The organism is Facklamia sp. P12937, from assembly GCF_050409505.1.
In the GTDB taxonomy this organism is placed as follows: domain Bacteria; phylum Bacillota; class Bacilli; order Lactobacillales; family Aerococcaceae; genus Facklamia.
Genome location: NZ_JBNUPI010000011.1, coordinates 21,847 through 38,418 on the forward strand (window position 1 = coordinate 21,847; position 16,572 = coordinate 38,418).

Below are 16,572 nucleotides of genomic sequence, written 5' to 3' on the forward strand. Positions count from 1 at the left end.
TTATTAAATTGTAAGGGCTTGATTTTAATATTGTTAAACTATTAAAAATCCCTAAACACTAGGTTTAGGGTGCAATAAGATTGTAGTTTTAAATTAAATATAAAACCGAATAGTTAGAATGATTACGGTGATTAAAATCATGACAATTAAAACAATCACGTCGTTGCGATCATAATCTAAGTAACGGTACTTTGTTCGCCCCTCAGCACCATGATACCCACGTGATTCCATGGCCGTAGCTAGTTCCTCTGCTCGATTAAAAGCGGAAACAAATAGTGGAACAAGTATAGGAACAATTGCTTTCATCCGTTCCATCATAGACCCTTCATCAAAATCCACTCCTCTTGAACGTTGAGCATTCATTATAGTTTGAGCCTCATCTAAAAGTGTCGGTACATAACGTAAGGCAATTGACAACATTAAGGCTACTTCATGCGATGGAAATCCAAAATGTGTTAAAGGACGCAACAGATGTTCAATACCATCAGTTAACTCAAGCGGAGCAGTTGTTAAAGTTAAAATGGTTGACATCATAATAATTAAGAACAAACGCATAAAGATATAAAAGCCGCCTAATAATCCTAGCGATGTAATCGAAATGGGTCCCCAATTAAAATAAACCTGTCCTCCTGTTGTAAACAATATCTGAAAAATGACCGTAAAAAGAATAATCCATAGCATAGGCTTTAATCCCTTAAAGAAAAAACTAAGCTTCAACCGACTCAATTTGATGCCTATTAACAATACTAGAAATAAAGTTCCATATCCTACTACATTATTTGCAAAAAAAACAAGTAAAATAAAATAGAAAGTAGCAATCAATTTAGTGCGAGGATCGAGCGCATGAATCCATGAATCAATTTGAATATAGCGGCCGATTAATATCTTATCATTCATTAGCGCTAGCCTCCCAATCATTTTGTTGATGATTAATGTCAATTAGAATCTCTGCTAGTTGTTCTACTGTTAGAGGAGATTGCTTAATTTTTTTCATGAGATCTTCAGGAATTTTATCATCTAATAAATCAATAAACGCTAAAGTCTGTGGTAAACCTAATTGCTTTTCTCTCAACCATTCGGGATCAGAGAATACTTCTGAAGGAGTTCCTTGCTTAACAATCTGGCCATTTTCCAAAACCACCACATTATCGGCATACTTGGCCACATCATCCATCTGATGAGTAACTAATACGAGAGAAAGATGATAGTCCTTTTGCAATTGCATAAACATTTCCAGCATGGTGATTTGTCCCAGTGGATCCAGACCAGCCGTTGGCTCATCTAAAATTAAAACTTCTGGTTGCAATGCCAGTACACCGGCGATAGCAACTCTCCGCATTTGACCTCCACTTAAATCAAATGGTGACCGCTCAAAAAGTTCTTCATCGATTCCCACTAAACTTAGCATATCACGGGCAATTCGCTCGGCTTCTTCTTTAGAAACACCAAAATTTTGTGGACCGAACATAACATCTTTTAACACTGTTTCTTCAAAGAGTTGACTTTCGGGAAATTGAAAAACTACACCTATTTTTTTTCTTAGTGCTTTAAGGTTTTTATCTTTTGATTCGGATGTGATCACCCGACCGTCAATAATCAATTTGCCCCTAGTTGGTTTTAATAAGACGTTTAGGTGTTGGATAAGGGTAGATTTACCTGATCCTGTATGACCTATAATAGCTGTGACTTTTCCTTGTGGGATTTCTAAATCAATCCCTTTAAGTACAGGAACTTCAAAGGGGGTTCCTGGCGAATAAGTGAAATCTACTTGTTCAAATACGATTGAGATAGCCATTCTGCCATTTCCTCCTCTGTTAAGTAGTAGTCTGGGACATCCATTCCCTTTTCTTTTAGTTGCAAACGTAATTTCTCAGCAAAAGGAAGATCTAAACCCATTTCAATTAGGGATGTGCCCATAGAAAAAATGTTAGCAGGAATATCTTTATAAATTACTTTTCCTTCTTTTAAAACGATGATTTGATCAGCTAGACTGGCTTCATCAATATCATGAGTAATGGAAATGACCGTCAATCCATACTTTTCTTTGATTTCTCGAACGACTTCGACCACTTCTTTACGTCCTAAAGGATCCAACATAGCCGTTGATTCATCCATGATGATAATGTCTGGACGTAAAGCAACAACTCCAGCAATGGCAATTCTTTGTTTTTGCCCACCTGAAAGTCTTGCTGGCTCTTTTTTTAAGAAATCAAGCATTCGGACTTGTTGAACAGCTTCTTTTACGCGAACTTTCATTTCTTCACGATTGACCCCGTTATTTTCAAGACCGAAGGCCACGTCATCTTCGACAGTCGCACCGACGAATTGGTTATCAGGGTTTTGAAAGACCATACCAACTGATCGACGAATATCCCAAACAGTCTCTTCTTGTAACTTCATGCCTTTAACGTATATTTCTCCTTCGTAAGGCACTAGAAGACCATTAATCGTCTTTGAAAGAGTAGACTTGCCCGATCCATTCGGACCAATGAGCGCTACCCATTCCCCTTTATTGATACTTAAAGAGATATCCTTAATAGCGTCTTTCTCGGCGCCAGGATACTGAAAAGAAACTGAATCGATTCGGATAATTTCTTCTTTCATTATTGTCTCCTTAAAAGATATTCTTAAATTAATAGTTAAAGTCGTTTGCTTTCCTTAACTATTAATACAAGTTTTATGTATAAAAAAAACACTTGAAGATGATAGCAGGATTGAGATTAGAAATTCGGCTAATCCCAATCCACCAATTATATTGGTTGCTATAGAGCTAGACTCCTCGATTATCTCTTGAAATCATAACACTCTCCATCATCAAAGTGAATTAGTCAACTTAAGAAATAGCGTTATCTTAAACTAGCTCTAAGATAACCATCGGTGCACCGTCGCCACGACGAGGACCTTTCTTAAGGATACGTGTGTATCCACCATTACGTTCAGCGTAACGCTCAGCATAAGTATCAAACACACGATTTAATACAGTCTCAACCACTACCTCATCACCTTCGATACGAGCATCTGCAATTTCATTGCGTAAGAATGCTGCTGCACGACGACGAGAAGCTAAATCACCTTTTTTACCCAGAGTGATCATTTTATCAACTGTCTTACGAACTTCTTTAGCGCGGGCTTCAGTTGTTTCGATACGCTCGTTGATAATCACATCTGTCGTTAAATCACGTAGTAAAGCCTTACGTTGTGAACTCGTACGACCTAATTTACGATATGACATTCAGTTTCCTCCTTTACTCTCTACTAGTCTTCTTCACGTAAGCTTAATTCTAAACCAGCTAATTTATTTTTCACTTCATCTAATGACTTACGGCCGAGGTTACGAACCTTCATCATTTCAGCTTCGGATTTATTAGTTAGCTCTTGAATTGTATTTATTCCGGCACGCTTTAGACAATTATAAGATCGAACAGACAGATCAAGTTCTTCTATCGTCATGACAAGAACTTTTTCTTTTTCTGCTTCTTCTTTTTCTACCATAATTTCAGTATTACGTGCTTCATCATTCAAATCTACAAAGATATTTAAATGTTCAGTTAAAATTTTTGCAGCTAAACTTAGAGCTTTTTCTGGACTTATTGACCCATCGGTCCATATATCCAATGTAAGCTTATCATAAATATTTCGCTGTCCAATCCGAGTGTTTTCAACTTGATAGTTTACTTTTTTGATTGGAGTGTAGATCGAATCAATCGGCAATACACCAATTGGTGTATCTTCTCGCTTATTATGTTCACTTCGAACAAATCCACGACCATTTGACACATTCATTTGCATATTCAATTGAGCACCTTCTGCTAAGGTACAAATATACAAGTCAGGGTTTAGGATTTCGATTTCATTATCATGAATAATATCTGCTGCTGTTACTGTTTTAGGACCTGCAACATTTAATTCGATCACCTTATCTTCTTCTGTATGTGTATTGAAAGCTACTTCTTTTAAATGCAAAATGATGGTTGGAACGTCTTCAACCACACCTTTTATTGTAGCAAATTCATGAACTACGCCTTCAATTTGAACACTTGTAATCGCTGATCCTGGTAATGAAGATAACAAAATTCTACGTAATGAATTTCCAAGGGTTGTTCCATAACCACGTTCAAGTGGCTCAACGACAATTTTACCATACTTAGCATCGTCACTGATTTCAATCGTTCTAATATCTGGTTTTTCAATTTCGATCATCGATTATTTGCCCCTTTCAAAACGTTTGTCGCGATGATAATTTCGTTTCTAAACGGATTCTACACAATTATCATTATACACGGCGACGTTTTGGTGGACGGCATCCGTTGTGTGGAATTGGTGTAACATCACGAATAGCTGTAACATCTAATCCAGTTGCTTGTAATGAACGGATTGCAGACTCACGACCTGAACCTGGACCTTTAACAGTTACTTCGACTGTCTTCATGCCATGATCCATTGCTCCTTTAGCTGCAACCTCAGATGCCATTTGCGCTGCAAATGGAGTTGCTTTCTTCGAACCACGGAATCCAAGTGATCCAGCTGATGACCATGAAACAGCATTTCCATTCACATCAGTGATCATAACAATCGTATTGTTAAAGGTTGAACGAATATGAGCAATTCCTTTTTCAATATTCTTTTTAACACGACGACGACCTCTACGTGCTTGTTGTTTTGCCATGAATTTTAACCTCCTTTGTTAAGTTCTATCTAATTGGTTTCTTAGGACCTTTACGAGTACGTGCATTATTTTTAGTGTTTTGTCCACGTACAGGTAAGTTACGACGATGACGGATACCTCTTAATGAACCAATATCTTGAAGACGTTTGATGTTCATGCTGACCTCACGACGTAAGTCTCCTTCAACACGAATCTTATCAATGATTTCACGGATACGATCCAATTCGTCGTTCGTTAAATCTTTTACACGTGTATCTTCAGAAACATTTGCCTCTTCTAAGATTTTCTTAGCAGTTGAGTTGCCGATACCGAAGATATACGTTAAAGAAATAACCACACGTTTTTCGCGGGGAATATCTACTCCTGCAATACGAGCCATGCAATTTCCTCCTTCTTAATTATTATCCTTGACGTTGTTTGTGTTTTGGATTTTGACAAATCACCATAACTTTTCCTTTACGGCGAATAACTTTGCATTTTTCACAAATTGGTTTTACTGATGCTCTAACTTTCATTATACTCCTCCTTATTTCGTAGACTACTTAAAGCGATAGGTAATGCGGCCACGAGAAAGGTCATAAGGGGATAATTCAACAGTGACTTTATCTCCAGGTAGAATACGGATATAATTCATACGGATTTTACCAGAGACGTGTGCTAATATTTCATGACCATTCTCAAGTTCTACCTTGAACATAGCGTTCGGTAGAGTTTCCATAATAATACCTTCTACTTCAATTACATCATCTTTTGCCATTCACTTACCTCCTATGGACGAAGTTTTATAATTTACTTAACACTTCTTGAATCTTGCTATAAACTTGATCGATAGAATTTTCTCCACTCACTCGGTGCAACAATCCAAGTTCTTCGTAATAAGCTAGAATTGGTTGAATCGATTCCATTTGGAGATTAATACGATGAGCAACTTTTTCAGGTTTATCATCTTCACGTTGATAGAAGTCATGAGCGCCACATGAATCACATGTGTTCTCTACTTTTGGTGGATTATAAATCTTATGGTAACTCGCTCCACAAGATCCACAGATAATTCTTCCACTTAAGCGTTCTTTTAGAACTTCAGGAGCCACATCAATGTAAATAACGGCATCGATTTTAGAATCGAGGCTTTCAAGGTTGTCACTTAAAGCGCGGGCTTGTTGTAAAGTTCTTGGATAGCCATCCAACATAAAGCCATTTTCTTTTACGTCGCTTTGATTTAAACGTTCTTTAACAAGTCCGTTAGTAATTTCATCTGGAACGAGATTACCATTGTCGGTATATGATTTCGCCTCTAGTCCTAGTGGCGTCTCATCTTTAATCGCTTGCCTGAATATATCGCCAGTAGCAATATGGACAACCGGATAGTCTCGAGTAATTTGTTCACTCTGAGTTCCTTTACCAGCCCCAGGTAAACCCATTAATAATATATTCATTAATTAATCATCCTTTATATTTGTCTATTACGCAATTATAAATTCAAGAAACCTTGATACCGACGTTTAATCATACGACCTTCAATTTGCTTAGCTGTTTCAATCGCTACTCCAACTACAATTAGCAAACTTGTACCTGACAAAGCAATATTAGCGGGAACTTTCCAAATGAAGCTCACGACAATTGGTAATAGTGCAATCACTGTTAAGTAAATTGAACCTACACCACTCAAGCGATTAATTAAACGAGTAATGTAATCTTCAGTATCTTTTCCTGGCCGTACACTCGGAATATATGCAGCTTGTTTCTGTAAGTTTTCAGCTACCTTTTCTGGATTCACTTGAATTAATGAATAGAAGAAGGTGAATGCGATTAAAAGAATTGTATAGAATACCGCACCATACGGATGCTGAATGTTTAATACCTTGCTAAGTAATTCCATCACGCCACCTTCAGGATTTGGATTAATTAAACCGATAATCGTTTGAGGCGTAGTTAAAAATGATGTCGCAAAGATGACTGGAATAACTCCAGCAGAGTTAATTTTTAGCGGCAAATGCGCCATATGTCTAGCGCCAGATACTTTTTTGGAGTGGTGGATCGGGATGCGACGCTGAGCCCTTTCCATTATGACGACAATGGTTGTCATAACAATAAGAGCTAGAACAACTCCTAAACCAATTAGAATATTGATTCCCAATTTGTCGCCAGCTCCAATGATCATCGTATTCACAAAAGCGACAACTTCCTGTGGAATTTGTGCTAGAATACCTGACATAATTAAAATAGAAATCCCATTACCGACACCCTTACGTGTAATTTGTTCACCTAACCAAACGAGTAACATGCTGCCAGCTGTTAAGACAAGAGCAATTGTTAAATAGGTGGAAGGTTGTGGATTCTTAATTAAACCTAAACCGGACATACGGTTTAAACCATATGAAAGACCAGCTGATTGGATATAGCCTATGACTATGGCTAAGTATATCGTCCACTGGTTTAATTTACGTCGTCCCACTTCACCTTGCTTGGCCCATTCAGTAAACTTTGGAATAATATCCATTTGTAAGAGTTGAACAATAATGGAAGCTGTAATATAAGGCGAGACTCCCATAGCAAACAGTGAATACCGGCCTAAGGCTCCTCCACCAAATGTGTTTAAGAGCCCCAAAAGACCATTACTTGCTATTGAATCTAAAACTTTCGCATTTACTCCTGGCATAGGGATATGCGATCCTAATCTAAAGATTGCTAAAATAAACAAGGTGAAAAGAATTCTTCTTCTAACATCTCGCGAACTAAAAGCATTCTTAATAAATGTGAACATTAGATCACCTCGATTGAACCGCCAGCTGCAGTAATAGCTTCCTCTGCAGTTTTAGAGAACTTGCTAGCTTGAACAGTCAATTTTTTCTCTAAGTTACCCTCACCTAAGATTTTTACTCCTGATAATTCTTTTTTAATAACACCTGATTCAATCAATAAAGCCGGTGATACAACGGTTCCCTCGTCGAACATATTTAATGTCTCAAGATTAACAATTGCATAGTCTTTACGATTAACATTAGTGAAACCACGTTTTGGCAAACGTCTGAATAGAGGTTGTTGTCCTCCTTCAAATCCTAACCGTACACCGCCACCTGAACGCTGTTTATGTCCGCCTTGTCCACGACCAGCTAATTTACCGTTACCTGAACCTTGTCCACGACCTACACGGTTACGTTCCTTGCGCGCACCTTCAGCGGGTTTTAATGTGTGTAATTTCATATTGGCACCTCCTTATACTAGTATACTAGATTTAAGCTTCTTTTACTTCTACTAAGTGACTAATTGTTTGGAGCATTCCACGAATAGCTTCATTATCAGGTTTTATAACGGTTTTATAAGTTTTTGTTAACCCTAAAGCTTTGGCAGTAGCTACATGATTCTTTTTACGACCAATTAGGCTACGTTTTAAAGTGATTTCTAAGTTTGCCATGGACTTTCCTCCTAACTTAATAATTCTTCTACTGTTTTACCACGCAATTGAGCCACTTCTTCAACCACTTTTAGTTGCTTCAAAGCTTCAACAGTCGCGCGAATCATATTAATAGGTGTATTAGAACCTAATGATTTAGAAGTTACATCAGCAACACCTGCTAATTCCATAACGGCACGAACAGGCCCTCCTGCAGCCACTCCAGAACCGGCTTGTGCTGGTTTAAGCAGAACGCGTCCACCACAGAATTCACCGATAACTTCATGAGGAATCGTTGTTCCTGCCATTGGGACAGTTACTAGGTTTTTCTTAGCCGCTTCGATTGCCTTACGAATTGCTTCTGGAACTTCTTGAGCTTTACCGGTTCCAAAACCAACGTGTCCTTCTTTATCTCCAACAACTACAAGTGCTGAGAAACGTAAACGACGTCCACCTTTTACAACTTTAGTTACTCGGTTAATCGCTACTACACGTTCTTCAATTTCACCTAAATTTTCTGGTTTAATATTAACCATCGATCGGTTTCCTCCTTTTCTTAAAATTCGAGTCCATTTTCACGTGCAGCTTCAGCTAAGGCTTTAACACGTCCGTGATAGATATATCCGCCACGGTCAAATACTACGACTTTAATTCCTTTTTCAGCAGCGCGTTCAGCAATTAATTTTCCAACAGCAGAAGCTTGTTCTGTTTTACTTGCCTTAGCTACTGACTCATCTTTACTAGAGGCACTTGCTAGCGTCACACCCGCTACGTCATCAATTAATTGAGCGTAGATGTTTGTATTTGAACGAAATACGTTTAAGCGTGGGCACTCAGCAGTACCAGAAATCTTATTACGAATACGATTATGGCGTTTTTTACGCGACTTATTTTTATCTGGTTTAGTAATCACAATGGTCACCTCTTTAATTTAATTTTGAATTTAATTTGATAAATAATTCGATTATTTACCAGTTTTACCTTCTTTGCGAATAACATATTCATCAACATAACGAATTCCTTTGCCTTTATATGGTTCAGGTGGTCGAATGCCACGAATATTAGCTGCTAATTCGCCAACTTTTTCTTTATTATAACCGTTAACAATGATTTGTGTGTTTGAAGGAACTTCAAATGATACACCTTCTGAAGCTTCAAACTCAACCGGGTGTGAAAGACCTACGTTTAGAACTAACTTAGTACCTTGTAATTGAGCACGATATCCAACACCAATTAATTGAAGTTCTTTTTTAAAGCCTTCAGAAACACCAACAACCATATTATTAATTAAAGAACGGGTTGTTCCATGTAATGAGCGATTTACTTTTGAATCGTTTGGACGGCTAAATGTAATCTCTGATTCATTAATTTCAATCTTGATGTTTGGACTAACTTCTCTAGTTAATTCACCTTTTGGTCCTTTGACAGTCACTGTATGACCATCCATTGAAACGGTTACGCCAGCTGGAATTGTTACGGGATTATTTCCTATACGACTCACAGGGGCTGCACCTCCTTTAATTTTATAAGTTTTACCAAATATAAGCTAACACTTCGCCACCAATACCTTGTTGACGAGCTTCTTTATCTGTTATCACACCATTTGATGTTGAGATAATTGCAATCCCTAAACCATTTAGTACTTTAGGAATATCTTCTGACTTAGCATAAATACGTAATCCTGGTTTAGAAATACGCTTGATACCAGTAATAACCTTTTCATCATTACGGCCATACTTCAAGAAGATAGTGATTTCATTTTGTTTGTTATCTTCAGTGATTTCAAAGTTTTTGATGAAACCTTCTCTTTTTAAGATTTCAGCAATCGCAACTTTAGCATTTGAAGAAGGTGCAGATACTATTTTATGTCCTACACTGTTTGCATTACGAATTCTTGTTAGAAAATCTGCAATTGGATCTGTCATTGCCATGTGGATTTACCTCCTTTGATTAATTATATATTTCTTACCAGCTTGCTTTTTTAACGCCTGGAATTTGTCCTTTATAAGCAAGTTCGCGGAAGCAAATACGGCAAAGCTTGAACTTACGGTATACAGAGTGCGGACGACCACAACGTTCGCAGCGAGAATACTCTTGAACCTTGAACTTTGGTTTGCGTTGGTTTTTAATTCTCATTGATGTTTTAGCCAAAGATAATGCCTCCTTTATTTCTTGAATGGCATGCCTAATTCTTTTAGAAGGGCATGTGATTCTTCATCAGTGTTTGCAGTAGTTACAACAACAATGTCCATTCCACGTACTTTATCTACATTATCGTAACTAATTTCCGGGAAGATTAATTGTTCTTTAACACCTAGTGTGTAGTTACCACGACCGTCGAATGCACGGCTTGAAATCCCTTGGAAGTCTCTTACTCGTGGTAGTGCGACCGAGATTAATTTATCTAAGAAATCATACATTCTTTCGCCACGTAAAGTTACTTTTGCACCAATTGGCATGCCTTCACGTAAACGGAAACCAGCGATTGATTTCTTAGCTTTAGTAATGATTGGTTTTTGCCCAGAAAGTAAAGTTAATTCATCCACTGCTTTTTCTAAGTTTTTAGCATTTCCAGTTGCGTCACCCACACCCATGTTGACTACGATTTTCTCAACTTTTGGGACTTGCATAATTGAAGAATAATTAAATTGCTCTACCAATTTTGGGGCAACTTCATTAAGATATTTTTCTTTTAAACGATTTGTCATTTAAAGTTCCTCCCTTCTAATTAATTGATAGTTTTATCTGATTTTTTAGCAAAACGAACTTTTTTGCCATCTTCAAAGCGGTAACCTACACGACTTGCTTCGCCAGTTTCTGGATCCACTAATTGAACATTTGATACATGAATCGCTGCTGGGAATTCTTCAATTCCACCAGTTTGTGTTTGACTTGGCTTACGATGTTTCTTCGCAATGTTAATTCCTTCTACAACAACTCTATCTTCACTTGGAATACTTTTAATAACCGTACCTTGTTTCCCTTTATCTTTACCAGAAATCACAAGGACTTTATCTCCTGTTTTAATACGCATGAACTGTTTCCTCCTTTTTCTTAAAATTACAGAACTTCTGGAGCTAATGAAACAATCTTCATGAAGTTGTTATCACGCAATTCACGTGCAACTGGTCCAAAGATACGTGTCCCACGTGGGCTCTTATCGTCTCGAATAATTACACATGCATTTTCGTCAAACTTAATATAAGAACCATCCTTACGGCGAGCTCCTGATTTAGTTCGAACGATTACTGCTTTAACAACATCACCTTTTTTGACAACTCCACCTGGCGTTGCGTGTTTAACCGTTGCAACGATGACGTCGCCTATATTAGCTGTTTTGCGCCCTGATCCGCCTAACACTTTAATTGTCAACACTTCACGAGCTCCTGAATTATCAGCAACTTTTAATCGACTTTCCTGTTGAATCATTTCGTTATCCTCCTTCCGATTTTCGCAATTATTAGATAATTACTGCTTCTTCAACAATTTCTAATAAACGGAAGCGTTTCGTAGCAGATAATGGACGAGTTTCCATGATACGTACGATGTCGCCTTCTTTAGCTTGATTTAACTCATCATGAGCTTTATATTTCTTAGAATATTTTACACGTTTACCGTATTTAGGATGAATTTTACGTGTGTCTACTTGCACAGTAATGGTTTTGTCCATTTTATCTGACACTACACGTCCTTGGTAAACTTTACGTTGGTTACGTTCAGTCATTTAATATGTGCCTCCTTTGTCGTTTTTACTTAGACAATTCTTGCTCACGCAAGACTGTTTTTATGCGAGCAATAGATTTACGTACTTGACGTAAACGGGCAGTGTTTTCTAATTGTCCTGTTGCTAATTGGAATCGAAGGTTAAACAATTCTTGCTTGAATTCTTTTTCTTTTTCAACCATTTCAGCAGTGGATAATTCTCTTATTTCATTAATTTTCATTCGATTCACCACCATATTCTTCACGTTTTACAAATTTTGTCTTGATTGGCAATTTATGGGAAGCTAAACGGAAGGCTTCTCTAGCGATCTCTTCGCTCACACCGTCAATTTCAAATAGAACTTTTCCACGTTTTGTAGGTGCTACCCATCCTTCGGGTGCCCCTTTACCTTTACCCATACGAACACCAATAGCTTTACTTGTATATGATTTATGAGGGAAGATCTTAATCCATACTTTCCCACCACGTTTCATATAACGTGTCATAGCGATACGGGCAGCTTCGATTTGACGGTTGGTAATCCAACCTGTTTCTGTAGCTCTTAGACCGTATGATCCAAAGTCAACTTGCTTTCCACCTTTTGCTTCTCCGCGCATTTTACCACGGAATTCACGACGGTGTTTTACACGTTTAGGTACTAACATGATTAATTTCCTCCTCTCTGAGAGTTATTTTTAGTTGGTAAGATTTCACCACGACAAATCCATACTTTCACTCCAAGTTTTCCATATTGAGTGTCTGCTTCTTCCCAAGCATAATCAATATCAGAACGTAGCGTATGTAATGGAACTGTTCCTTCAGTATAGTGCTCAGTTCTTGCCATATCCGCACCATTTAAACGGCCAGAAACCATCGTTTTAACTCCTTTAGCGCCAGCTCTCATCACACGTTGGATGGCTTGCTTTTGAGCCCGACGAAATGCCACACGGTTTTCTAATTGTTGAGCGATATCTTCTGCAACTAATTTAGCATCTAATGCTGGTTCTTTAATTTCAACAATGTTTAATTGAACTTGTTTGCCGGTTAATTTATTTAGTTCAGCACGTAATACGTCGACTTCTGATCCACCTTTACCAATTACCATACCTGGCTTAGCTGTGTTAACAGAAACTACAACGCGGTTTGCTGCACGTTCAATTTGAATAACGGATACAGAGGCATCAGCTAATTTCTTGTAGAGATACTCACGAATCTTGATATCTTCGTGTAAATAGTCTGCATATTGCTTGTCTGCGTACCATTTAGTATCCCAATCGCGGATGATGCCAACTCGCATTCCAATCGGATGTACTTTTTGACCCATTAATTAAGCCTCCTCTTTTTCTGATACCACAATTGTAATGTGGCTTGTACGTTTTAAGATCGGTGAAGCTGACCCTTTAGCACGAGGACGGAAACGTTTCATGGTTGGTCCTTCGTTAACGTATGCTTCACTTACATACAACGTTTCTAAATCTAAGTCATAATTATGTTCAGCATTTGCAATAGCTGACATTAATACTTTTTCTATAATTGGTGAACCAGCTTTTGGAGTGAACTTCAAAATAGCCATTGCTTCTCCAACTTGCTTGCCCCTGATAAGATCCATTACTAAGCGAGCTTTACGAGGAGCAATTCGAACTGTTTTTGCCATTGCCTTAGCAGATGTAATTTGTTCAGACATCTTATATACCTCCTCTTATTAGCGTTTCTTAGTTTTCTTATCTTGGTCAACGTGGCCTCTATATGTACGTGTAGGAACGAACTCTCCTAACTTATGACCGACCATATCTTCTTGGATAAATACAGGCACGTGCTTACGGCCATCATATACAGCAATTGTCATCCCAATAAAATTAGGGAAAATTGTTGAACGACGAGACCATGTCTTAATCACTTGTTTTTTTTGGGCATCTTGTTGAGCCTCTACCTTTTTCATTAAATGTTCATCTATAAAAGGTCCTTTTTTCAAACTACGAGTCACAATGTAGCCTCCCTTCAGAATTTATTGGTTATTATTTCTTACGTCCACGAATAATTAATTTGCTAGATTTCTTCTTAGCGTTACGAGTTTTAACACCCATAGCTTTTTTACCCCATGGTGTCATTGGTGATGGACGACCGATTGGAGTACGACCTTCACCACCACCGTGTGGGTGATCGTTAGGGTTCATTACAGATCCACGAACAGTTGGACGTTTTGATAACCAACGAGAACGTCCTGCTTTACCAATATTAATCAATTCGTGTTGTTCGTTACCAACTGTTCCGATCGTTGCACGGCAAGTTGATAAGATCATGCGAACTTCACCTGAGTTCAGACGAACTAGAGTGTATTTGCCTTCTTGTCCTAAAACTTGAGCACTTGTACCAGCTGAACGAATTAATTGTCCACCTTTTCCTGGTTTTAATTCCACGTTGTGAATAACTGTACCAACCGGAATATTAGATAGTGCTAAAGCGTTTCCTATTTGGATATCCGCATTGTCACCAGACTCAATTTTTTGGCCTACTTTAAGGCCTTTAGGTGCTAGAATATATGTTTTAACACCGTCTTCATAATGCACTAAAGCAATGTTAGCAGTACGATTTGGATCGTATTCAATTGTTTTAATTGTTCCGACTACTCCATCTTTATTACGTTTAAAATCAATCACACGGTAAGCACGTTTATTTCCACCACCGTGGTGACGTACGGTTATTTTTCCTTGACCATTACGACCTGCACGTTGTTTTTTTGACTCTAACAAGCTTTTTTCAGGTGTTTTTGTAGTGATCTCTGAAAAATCATATCCAGTCATGTTACGACGTCCATTAGTCGTCGCTTTATAATGTTTAATTACCACTGCGTTACCCTCCTATTTTAATATTTTCCAGAATTACTCAGCGTCTTCGCCAAACAATTCGATCCGGTTTGAATCTTCTGTTAAGGTAACCACTGCTTTTTTGTACTTACGAGTGAAACCTTGATAACGTCCCATTCTCTTTGCTTTTCCATCTACATTAATAGTATTAACTTTCGCTACTTTAACACCTTCAAACATTGCTTCAACAGCTTGCTTGATGTGAGTCTTATTAGCACGACGGTCAACTTCGAAAGTATATTTATTATCATCAATGGCTAGCATTGATTGTTCGGTAATTACTGGACGTAATAAAACTTCTGATAATTGCATTATGCTAAAGCCTCCTCTACTGTTGAAAGCGCAGCTCTTGTAATTAAGATACGATCCGCATCAATTACATCTAAAACATTCACATTCAAATCATCAATCACTTTTACATTTGGAATGTTACGTGCAGATAAGTACGCTGTTTCATTTGCACCTTCTAAGATTAATAATGTTTTGCTATCAATATTTAAGTTGTTTAATACCGCTTTGAATTCTTTTGATTTTGGTGCGTCAAAGACTAATTCATCAACAACTGTTAACTTCTCATCCATAACTTTTTGAGATAGTACAGAGTTTAAGGCTAAACGACGCATTTTCTTAGGTAATTTGTAACTGTATGAACGAGGTGTTGGTCCAAAGACAATTCCACCGCCTACCCACTGTGGTGATCTAGTAGAACCTTGACGCGCACGTCCAGTTCCTTTTTGTCTCCACGGTTTACGTCCTCCACCGCTAACGGCTGAGCGATTTTTAACCGCGTGAGTCCCTTGACGTAGTGAAGCTCTTTGCATTACGACTGCTTCGAAAACTACCGCTTCATTAGGTTCAATTCCGAAGATTGCTTCGTTTAATTCAACTTCTCCTGCTTGTGTTCCATCTTGTTTAAATAATGTAACTTTTGGCATTTGCTCGTTCCTCCCCTCTTAGATATTATTTAACTGTTTTAATTGCTTGTTTAATTTCAACGAGTGACTTCTTAGCACCTGGAACGTTTCCTTTAATAAGAATCACATTGTTTTCGCTATCTATTGATACGATTTCCAAGTTTTGAATAGTGATACGTTCGCCACCAGTTTGTCCAGGTAATTTTTTACCTTTAAACACTTTAGAAGCGTCTGACGCCATACCCATTGATCCAGGACGACGGTGGTAACGAGAACCGTGAGCCATAGGTCCACGAGATTGTCCGTGGCGCTTAATAGCTCCTTGGAAACCTTTACCTTTGGATGTACCCGTCACATCGACGATGTCACCAACTGCGAATGTTTCGACTGTGATTTCTTGCCCTACTTCATATTCTCCTAGCTCAACATCACGAAATTCGCGAACGAAGCGCTTAGGAGTAGCATTAGCTTTTGCTACATGACCCTTATGTGGTTTGTTAGTCAATACTTCACGTAAATCTTGGTATCCTACTTGAACTGCTTCATAGCCATCTGTTTCAACTGTTTTAACTTGTAAAACAACGTTTGCAGGAGCTTGGATAACAGTAACAGGAATTAATTCACCATTTTCAGTAAAGTATTGAGTCATTCCGACTTTAGTTCCTAAGATTCCTTTGGTCATGAGTACACCTCCATTATTTTATTTTTTATAATTTGATTTCTACGTCCACACCGCTTGGTAAGTCTAACTTCATTAAAGCGTCTACTGTTTTAGCAGTAGGGTTAACGATGTCGATCAAACGTTTGTGTGTACGCATTTCGAACTGCTCACGAGAATCTTTATACTTGTGTGTTGCACGAATAACTGTATAAACAGAACGGTCTGTTGGTAAAGGGATTGGACCCGATGTCTTAGCCCCTGTTCTTTGAGCAGATTCAACTATTTTCGCTGCAGAAACATCAAGAGCACGGTGCTCATAAGCTTTTAAGCGAATACGAATTTTTTGATTTGCCATTTTTATTTCCTCCTT

General features: G+C 38.1%; 32 protein-coding genes. All 32 read right to left on the reverse strand.

Annotation, left to right across the window (positions count from 1 at the left end; translation table 11 throughout):
• Nucleotides 1–93 precede the first annotated feature (93 nt).
• The 32 genes from ACQV2R_RS05305 to rpsJ all read right to left on the reverse strand — a co-directional run bounded on the left by ACQV2R_RS05305 (nt 94) and on the right by rpsJ (nt 16,557).
• Entirely contained in the window at nt 94–897 is an 804-nt protein-coding gene (locus tag ACQV2R_RS05305) for an energy-coupling factor transporter transmembrane component T family protein (RefSeq protein WP_428873272.1), read from the reverse strand.
• Nucleotides 890–1,795 carry an energy-coupling factor ABC transporter ATP-binding protein gene (locus ACQV2R_RS05310; protein ID WP_428873270.1) on the reverse strand — a complete coding sequence of 302 codons (906 nt, stop codon included), beginning with the start codon at nt 1,793–1,795 and terminating at the stop codon, nt 890–892. The genes ACQV2R_RS05305 and ACQV2R_RS05310 overlap by 8 nt, the downstream gene beginning before the upstream one ends.
• Nucleotides 1,765–2,604 (reverse strand): energy-coupling factor ABC transporter ATP-binding protein, encoded by an 840-nt coding sequence (locus ACQV2R_RS05315; RefSeq protein WP_428873269.1) that lies wholly within the window; start codon nt 2,602–2,604, stop codon nt 1,765–1,767. Before ACQV2R_RS05315 ends, ACQV2R_RS05310 begins: the two co-directional genes overlap by 31 nt.
• A 247-nt stretch (nt 2,605–2,851) precedes the next feature.
• Nucleotides 2,852–3,232: a 50S ribosomal protein L17 gene (gene rplQ / locus ACQV2R_RS05320; protein WP_258436808.1), complete on the reverse strand. Its 381-nt coding sequence runs from the start codon at nt 3,230–3,232 to the stop codon at nt 2,852–2,854.
• Nucleotides 3,233–3,255: 23 nt separating this feature from the next.
• Nucleotides 3,256–4,200, reverse strand: a complete 945-nt coding sequence (locus tag ACQV2R_RS05325; protein WP_428873268.1) for a DNA-directed RNA polymerase subunit alpha — start codon at nt 4,198–4,200, stop codon at nt 3,256–3,258.
• A 73-nt stretch (nt 4,201–4,273) separates the two neighbouring features.
• The gene (gene rpsK, locus ACQV2R_RS05330) at nt 4,274–4,666 is read right to left on the reverse strand and encodes a 30S ribosomal protein S11 (RefSeq protein WP_090289495.1); all 393 of its coding nucleotides are present in this window, start codon (nt 4,664–4,666) and stop codon (nt 4,274–4,276) included.
• 25 nt (nt 4,667–4,691) lie between these two features.
• On the reverse strand, nt 4,692–5,045 hold the full coding sequence (gene rpsM / locus ACQV2R_RS05335; protein WP_428873267.1) for a 30S ribosomal protein S13: 354 nt from the start codon (nt 5,043–5,045) through the stop codon (nt 4,692–4,694).
• Nucleotides 5,046–5,067: 22 nt separating this feature from the next.
• Nucleotides 5,068–5,181, reverse strand: a complete 114-nt coding sequence (gene rpmJ / locus ACQV2R_RS05340; protein ID WP_006908512.1) for a 50S ribosomal protein L36 — start codon at nt 5,179–5,181, stop codon at nt 5,068–5,070.
• A 23-nt stretch (nt 5,182–5,204) separates the two neighbouring features.
• Entirely contained in the window at nt 5,205–5,423 is a 219-nt protein-coding gene (gene infA / locus ACQV2R_RS05345; protein ID WP_090289497.1) for a translation initiation factor IF-1, read from the reverse strand.
• Nucleotides 5,424–5,448: 25 nt separating this feature from the next.
• On the reverse strand, nt 5,449–6,102 hold the full coding sequence (locus ACQV2R_RS05350; protein ID WP_428873266.1) for an adenylate kinase: 654 nt from the start codon (nt 6,100–6,102) through the stop codon (nt 5,449–5,451).
• 35 nt (nt 6,103–6,137) lie between these two features.
• A complete protein-coding gene (gene secY / locus ACQV2R_RS05355; RefSeq protein ID WP_428873264.1) occupies nt 6,138–7,430 on the reverse strand; it encodes a preprotein translocase subunit SecY in 1,293 nt (430 codons plus the stop codon).
• Nucleotides 7,430–7,870: a 50S ribosomal protein L15 gene (gene rplO / locus ACQV2R_RS05360; protein WP_428873262.1), complete on the reverse strand. Its 441-nt coding sequence runs from the start codon at nt 7,868–7,870 to the stop codon at nt 7,430–7,432. Before rplO ends, secY begins: the two co-directional genes overlap by 1 nt.
• A gap of 31 nt (nt 7,871–7,901) precedes the next feature.
• A complete protein-coding gene (gene rpmD, locus ACQV2R_RS05365) occupies nt 7,902–8,081 on the reverse strand; it encodes a 50S ribosomal protein L30 (RefSeq protein WP_428873260.1) in 180 nt (59 codons plus the stop codon).
• An 11-nt stretch (nt 8,082–8,092) separates the two neighbouring features.
• Nucleotides 8,093–8,596: a 30S ribosomal protein S5 gene (gene rpsE, locus ACQV2R_RS05370; RefSeq protein WP_428873259.1), complete on the reverse strand. Its 504-nt coding sequence runs from the start codon at nt 8,594–8,596 to the stop codon at nt 8,093–8,095.
• Nucleotides 8,597–8,616: 20 nt separating this feature from the next.
• Nucleotides 8,617–8,973, reverse strand: coding sequence for a 50S ribosomal protein L18 (gene rplR, locus ACQV2R_RS05375; RefSeq protein ID WP_428873258.1), 357 nt, complete (start codon nt 8,971–8,973; stop codon nt 8,617–8,619).
• A gap of 51 nt (nt 8,974–9,024) precedes the next feature.
• A complete protein-coding gene (rplF, locus tag ACQV2R_RS05380) occupies nt 9,025–9,561 on the reverse strand; it encodes a 50S ribosomal protein L6 (RefSeq protein WP_428875090.1) in 537 nt (178 codons plus the stop codon).
• Between the two features lie 31 nt (nt 9,562–9,592).
• Complete coding sequence (gene rpsH, locus ACQV2R_RS05385; protein WP_428873254.1) at nt 9,593–9,991, reverse strand: 30S ribosomal protein S8; 399 nt, start codon at nt 9,989–9,991, stop codon at nt 9,593–9,595.
• A 34-nt stretch (nt 9,992–10,025) separates the two neighbouring features.
• Nucleotides 10,026–10,211, reverse strand: coding sequence for a type Z 30S ribosomal protein S14 (locus tag ACQV2R_RS05390; RefSeq protein ID WP_428873252.1), 186 nt, complete (start codon nt 10,209–10,211; stop codon nt 10,026–10,028).
• Nucleotides 10,212–10,225: 14 nt separating this feature from the next.
• Nucleotides 10,226–10,768, reverse strand: a complete 543-nt coding sequence (gene rplE, locus ACQV2R_RS05395) for a 50S ribosomal protein L5 (RefSeq protein ID WP_428873250.1) — start codon at nt 10,766–10,768, stop codon at nt 10,226–10,228.
• Nucleotides 10,769–10,788: 20 nt separating this feature from the next.
• Nucleotides 10,789–11,094: a 50S ribosomal protein L24 gene (rplX, locus tag ACQV2R_RS05400; protein ID WP_428873248.1), complete on the reverse strand. Its 306-nt coding sequence runs from the start codon at nt 11,092–11,094 to the stop codon at nt 10,789–10,791.
• Between the two features lie 26 nt (nt 11,095–11,120).
• On the reverse strand, nt 11,121–11,489 hold the full coding sequence (gene rplN, locus ACQV2R_RS05405) for a 50S ribosomal protein L14 (RefSeq protein ID WP_090289509.1): 369 nt from the start codon (nt 11,487–11,489) through the stop codon (nt 11,121–11,123).
• Nucleotides 11,490–11,520: 31 nt separating this feature from the next.
• The gene (rpsQ, locus tag ACQV2R_RS05410) at nt 11,521–11,784 is read right to left on the reverse strand and encodes a 30S ribosomal protein S17 (protein WP_428873246.1); all 264 of its coding nucleotides are present in this window, start codon (nt 11,782–11,784) and stop codon (nt 11,521–11,523) included.
• Nucleotides 11,785–11,809: 25 nt separating this feature from the next.
• Complete coding sequence (gene rpmC, locus ACQV2R_RS05415) at nt 11,810–12,004, reverse strand: 50S ribosomal protein L29 (RefSeq protein ID WP_090289511.1); 195 nt, start codon at nt 12,002–12,004, stop codon at nt 11,810–11,812.
• Nucleotides 11,994–12,428, reverse strand: a complete 435-nt coding sequence (gene rplP / locus ACQV2R_RS05420; protein ID WP_258436790.1) for a 50S ribosomal protein L16 — start codon at nt 12,426–12,428, stop codon at nt 11,994–11,996. Before rplP ends, rpmC begins: the two co-directional genes overlap by 11 nt.
• A gap of 2 nt (nt 12,429–12,430) precedes the next feature.
• The gene (gene rpsC, locus ACQV2R_RS05425) at nt 12,431–13,087 is read right to left on the reverse strand and encodes a 30S ribosomal protein S3 (RefSeq protein WP_428875089.1); all 657 of its coding nucleotides are present in this window, start codon (nt 13,085–13,087) and stop codon (nt 12,431–12,433) included.
• A 3-nt stretch (nt 13,088–13,090) separates the two neighbouring features.
• Entirely contained in the window at nt 13,091–13,447 is a 357-nt protein-coding gene (gene rplV, locus ACQV2R_RS05430; RefSeq protein WP_428873243.1) for a 50S ribosomal protein L22, read from the reverse strand.
• Nucleotides 13,448–13,465: 18 nt separating this feature from the next.
• Entirely contained in the window at nt 13,466–13,747 is a 282-nt protein-coding gene (gene rpsS, locus ACQV2R_RS05435; protein ID WP_090289515.1) for a 30S ribosomal protein S19, read from the reverse strand.
• 31 nt (nt 13,748–13,778) lie between these two features.
• On the reverse strand, nt 13,779–14,609 hold the full coding sequence (gene rplB / locus ACQV2R_RS05440; RefSeq protein ID WP_428891929.1) for a 50S ribosomal protein L2: 831 nt from the start codon (nt 14,607–14,609) through the stop codon (nt 13,779–13,781).
• 33 nt (nt 14,610–14,642) lie between these two features.
• Entirely contained in the window at nt 14,643–14,939 is a 297-nt protein-coding gene (locus ACQV2R_RS05445; RefSeq protein ID WP_090289517.1) for a 50S ribosomal protein L23, read from the reverse strand.
• Nucleotides 14,939–15,562, reverse strand: coding sequence for a 50S ribosomal protein L4 (gene rplD / locus ACQV2R_RS05450; RefSeq protein WP_428873240.1), 624 nt, complete (start codon nt 15,560–15,562; stop codon nt 14,939–14,941). Before rplD ends, ACQV2R_RS05445 begins: the two co-directional genes overlap by 1 nt.
• Before the next feature lie 25 nt (nt 15,563–15,587).
• Complete coding sequence (rplC, locus tag ACQV2R_RS05455; protein WP_428873239.1) at nt 15,588–16,223, reverse strand: 50S ribosomal protein L3; 636 nt, start codon at nt 16,221–16,223, stop codon at nt 15,588–15,590.
• A 25-nt stretch (nt 16,224–16,248) separates the two neighbouring features.
• Nucleotides 16,249–16,557, reverse strand: coding sequence for a 30S ribosomal protein S10 (gene rpsJ / locus ACQV2R_RS05460; protein WP_428873238.1), 309 nt, complete (start codon nt 16,555–16,557; stop codon nt 16,249–16,251).
• Nucleotides 16,558–16,572: the final 15 nt, after the last annotated feature.

Coding starts and splice junctions, on each gene's coding strand:
- rpsH (WP_428873254.1), bottom strand. CDS start 9,991: ATGGCAATGACAGATCCAATTGCAGATTTTCTAACAAGAATTCGTAAT.
- rpmD (WP_428873260.1), bottom strand. CDS start 8,081: ATGGCAAACTTAGAAATCACTTTAAAACGTAGCCTAATTGGTCGTAAA.
- rplQ (WP_258436808.1), bottom strand. CDS start 3,232: ATGTCATATCGTAAATTAGGTCGTACGAGTTCACAACGTAAGGCTTTA.
- rplX (WP_428873248.1), bottom strand. CDS start 11,094: ATGCGTATTAAAACAGGAGATAAAGTCCTTGTGATTTCTGGTAAAGAT.
- rpsJ (WP_428873238.1), bottom strand. CDS start 16,557: ATGGCAAATCAAAAAATTCGTATTCGCTTAAAAGCTTATGAGCACCGT.
- ACQV2R_RS05325 (WP_428873268.1), bottom strand. CDS start 4,200: ATGATCGAAATTGAAAAACCAGATATTAGAACGATTGAAATCAGTGAC.
- rpsK (WP_090289495.1), bottom strand. CDS start 4,666: ATGGCAAAACAACAAGCACGTAGAGGTCGTCGTCGTGTTAAAAAGAAT.
- rpmJ (WP_006908512.1), bottom strand. CDS start 5,181: ATGAAAGTTAGAGCATCAGTAAAACCAATTTGTGAAAAATGCAAAGTT.
- rpsM (WP_428873267.1), bottom strand. CDS start 5,045: ATGGCTCGTATTGCAGGAGTAGATATTCCCCGCGAAAAACGTGTGGTT.
- rplE (WP_428873250.1), bottom strand. CDS start 10,768: ATGACAAATCGTTTAAAAGAAAAATATCTTAATGAAGTTGCCCCAAAA.
- secY (WP_428873264.1), bottom strand. CDS start 7,430: ATGTTCACATTTATTAAGAATGCTTTTAGTTCGCGAGATGTTAGAAGA.
- infA (WP_090289497.1), bottom strand. CDS start 5,423: ATGGCAAAAGATGATGTAATTGAAGTAGAAGGTATTATTATGGAAACT.
- rpmC (WP_090289511.1), bottom strand. CDS start 12,004: ATGAAAATTAATGAAATAAGAGAATTATCCACTGCTGAAATGGTTGAA.
- ACQV2R_RS05310 (WP_428873270.1), bottom strand. CDS start 1,795: ATGGCTATCTCAATCGTATTTGAACAAGTAGATTTCACTTATTCGCCA.
- rpsC (WP_428875089.1), bottom strand. CDS start 13,087: ATGGGTCAAAAAGTACATCCGATTGGAATGCGAGTTGGCATCATCCGC.
- rplN (WP_090289509.1), bottom strand. CDS start 11,489: ATGATTCAACAGGAAAGTCGATTAAAAGTTGCTGATAATTCAGGAGCT.
- rplO (WP_428873262.1), bottom strand. CDS start 7,870: ATGAAATTACACACATTAAAACCCGCTGAAGGTGCGCGCAAGGAACGT.
- ACQV2R_RS05445 (WP_090289517.1), bottom strand. CDS start 14,939: ATGCAATTATCAGAAGTTTTATTACGTCCAGTAATTACCGAACAATCA.
- rpsE (WP_428873259.1), bottom strand. CDS start 8,596: ATGGTTAATATTAAACCAGAAAATTTAGGTGAAATTGAAGAACGTGTA.
- rplV (WP_428873243.1), bottom strand. CDS start 13,447: ATGTCTGAACAAATTACATCTGCTAAGGCAATGGCAAAAACAGTTCGA.
- ACQV2R_RS05350 (WP_428873266.1), bottom strand. CDS start 6,102: ATGAATATATTATTAATGGGTTTACCTGGGGCTGGTAAAGGAACTCAG.
- rpsQ (WP_428873246.1), bottom strand. CDS start 11,784: ATGACTGAACGTAACCAACGTAAAGTTTACCAAGGACGTGTAGTGTCA.
- ACQV2R_RS05315 (WP_428873269.1), bottom strand. CDS start 2,604: ATGAAAGAAGAAATTATCCGAATCGATTCAGTTTCTTTTCAGTATCCT.
- ACQV2R_RS05305 (WP_428873272.1), bottom strand. CDS start 897: ATGAATGATAAGATATTAATCGGCCGCTATATTCAAATTGATTCATGG.
- rplP (WP_258436790.1), bottom strand. CDS start 12,428: ATGTTAGTACCTAAACGTGTAAAACACCGTCGTGAATTCCGTGGTAAA.
- rplD (WP_428873240.1), bottom strand. CDS start 15,562: ATGCCAAAAGTTACATTATTTAAACAAGATGGAACACAAGCAGGAGAA.
- rplC (WP_428873239.1), bottom strand. CDS start 16,223: ATGACCAAAGGAATCTTAGGAACTAAAGTCGGAATGACTCAATACTTT.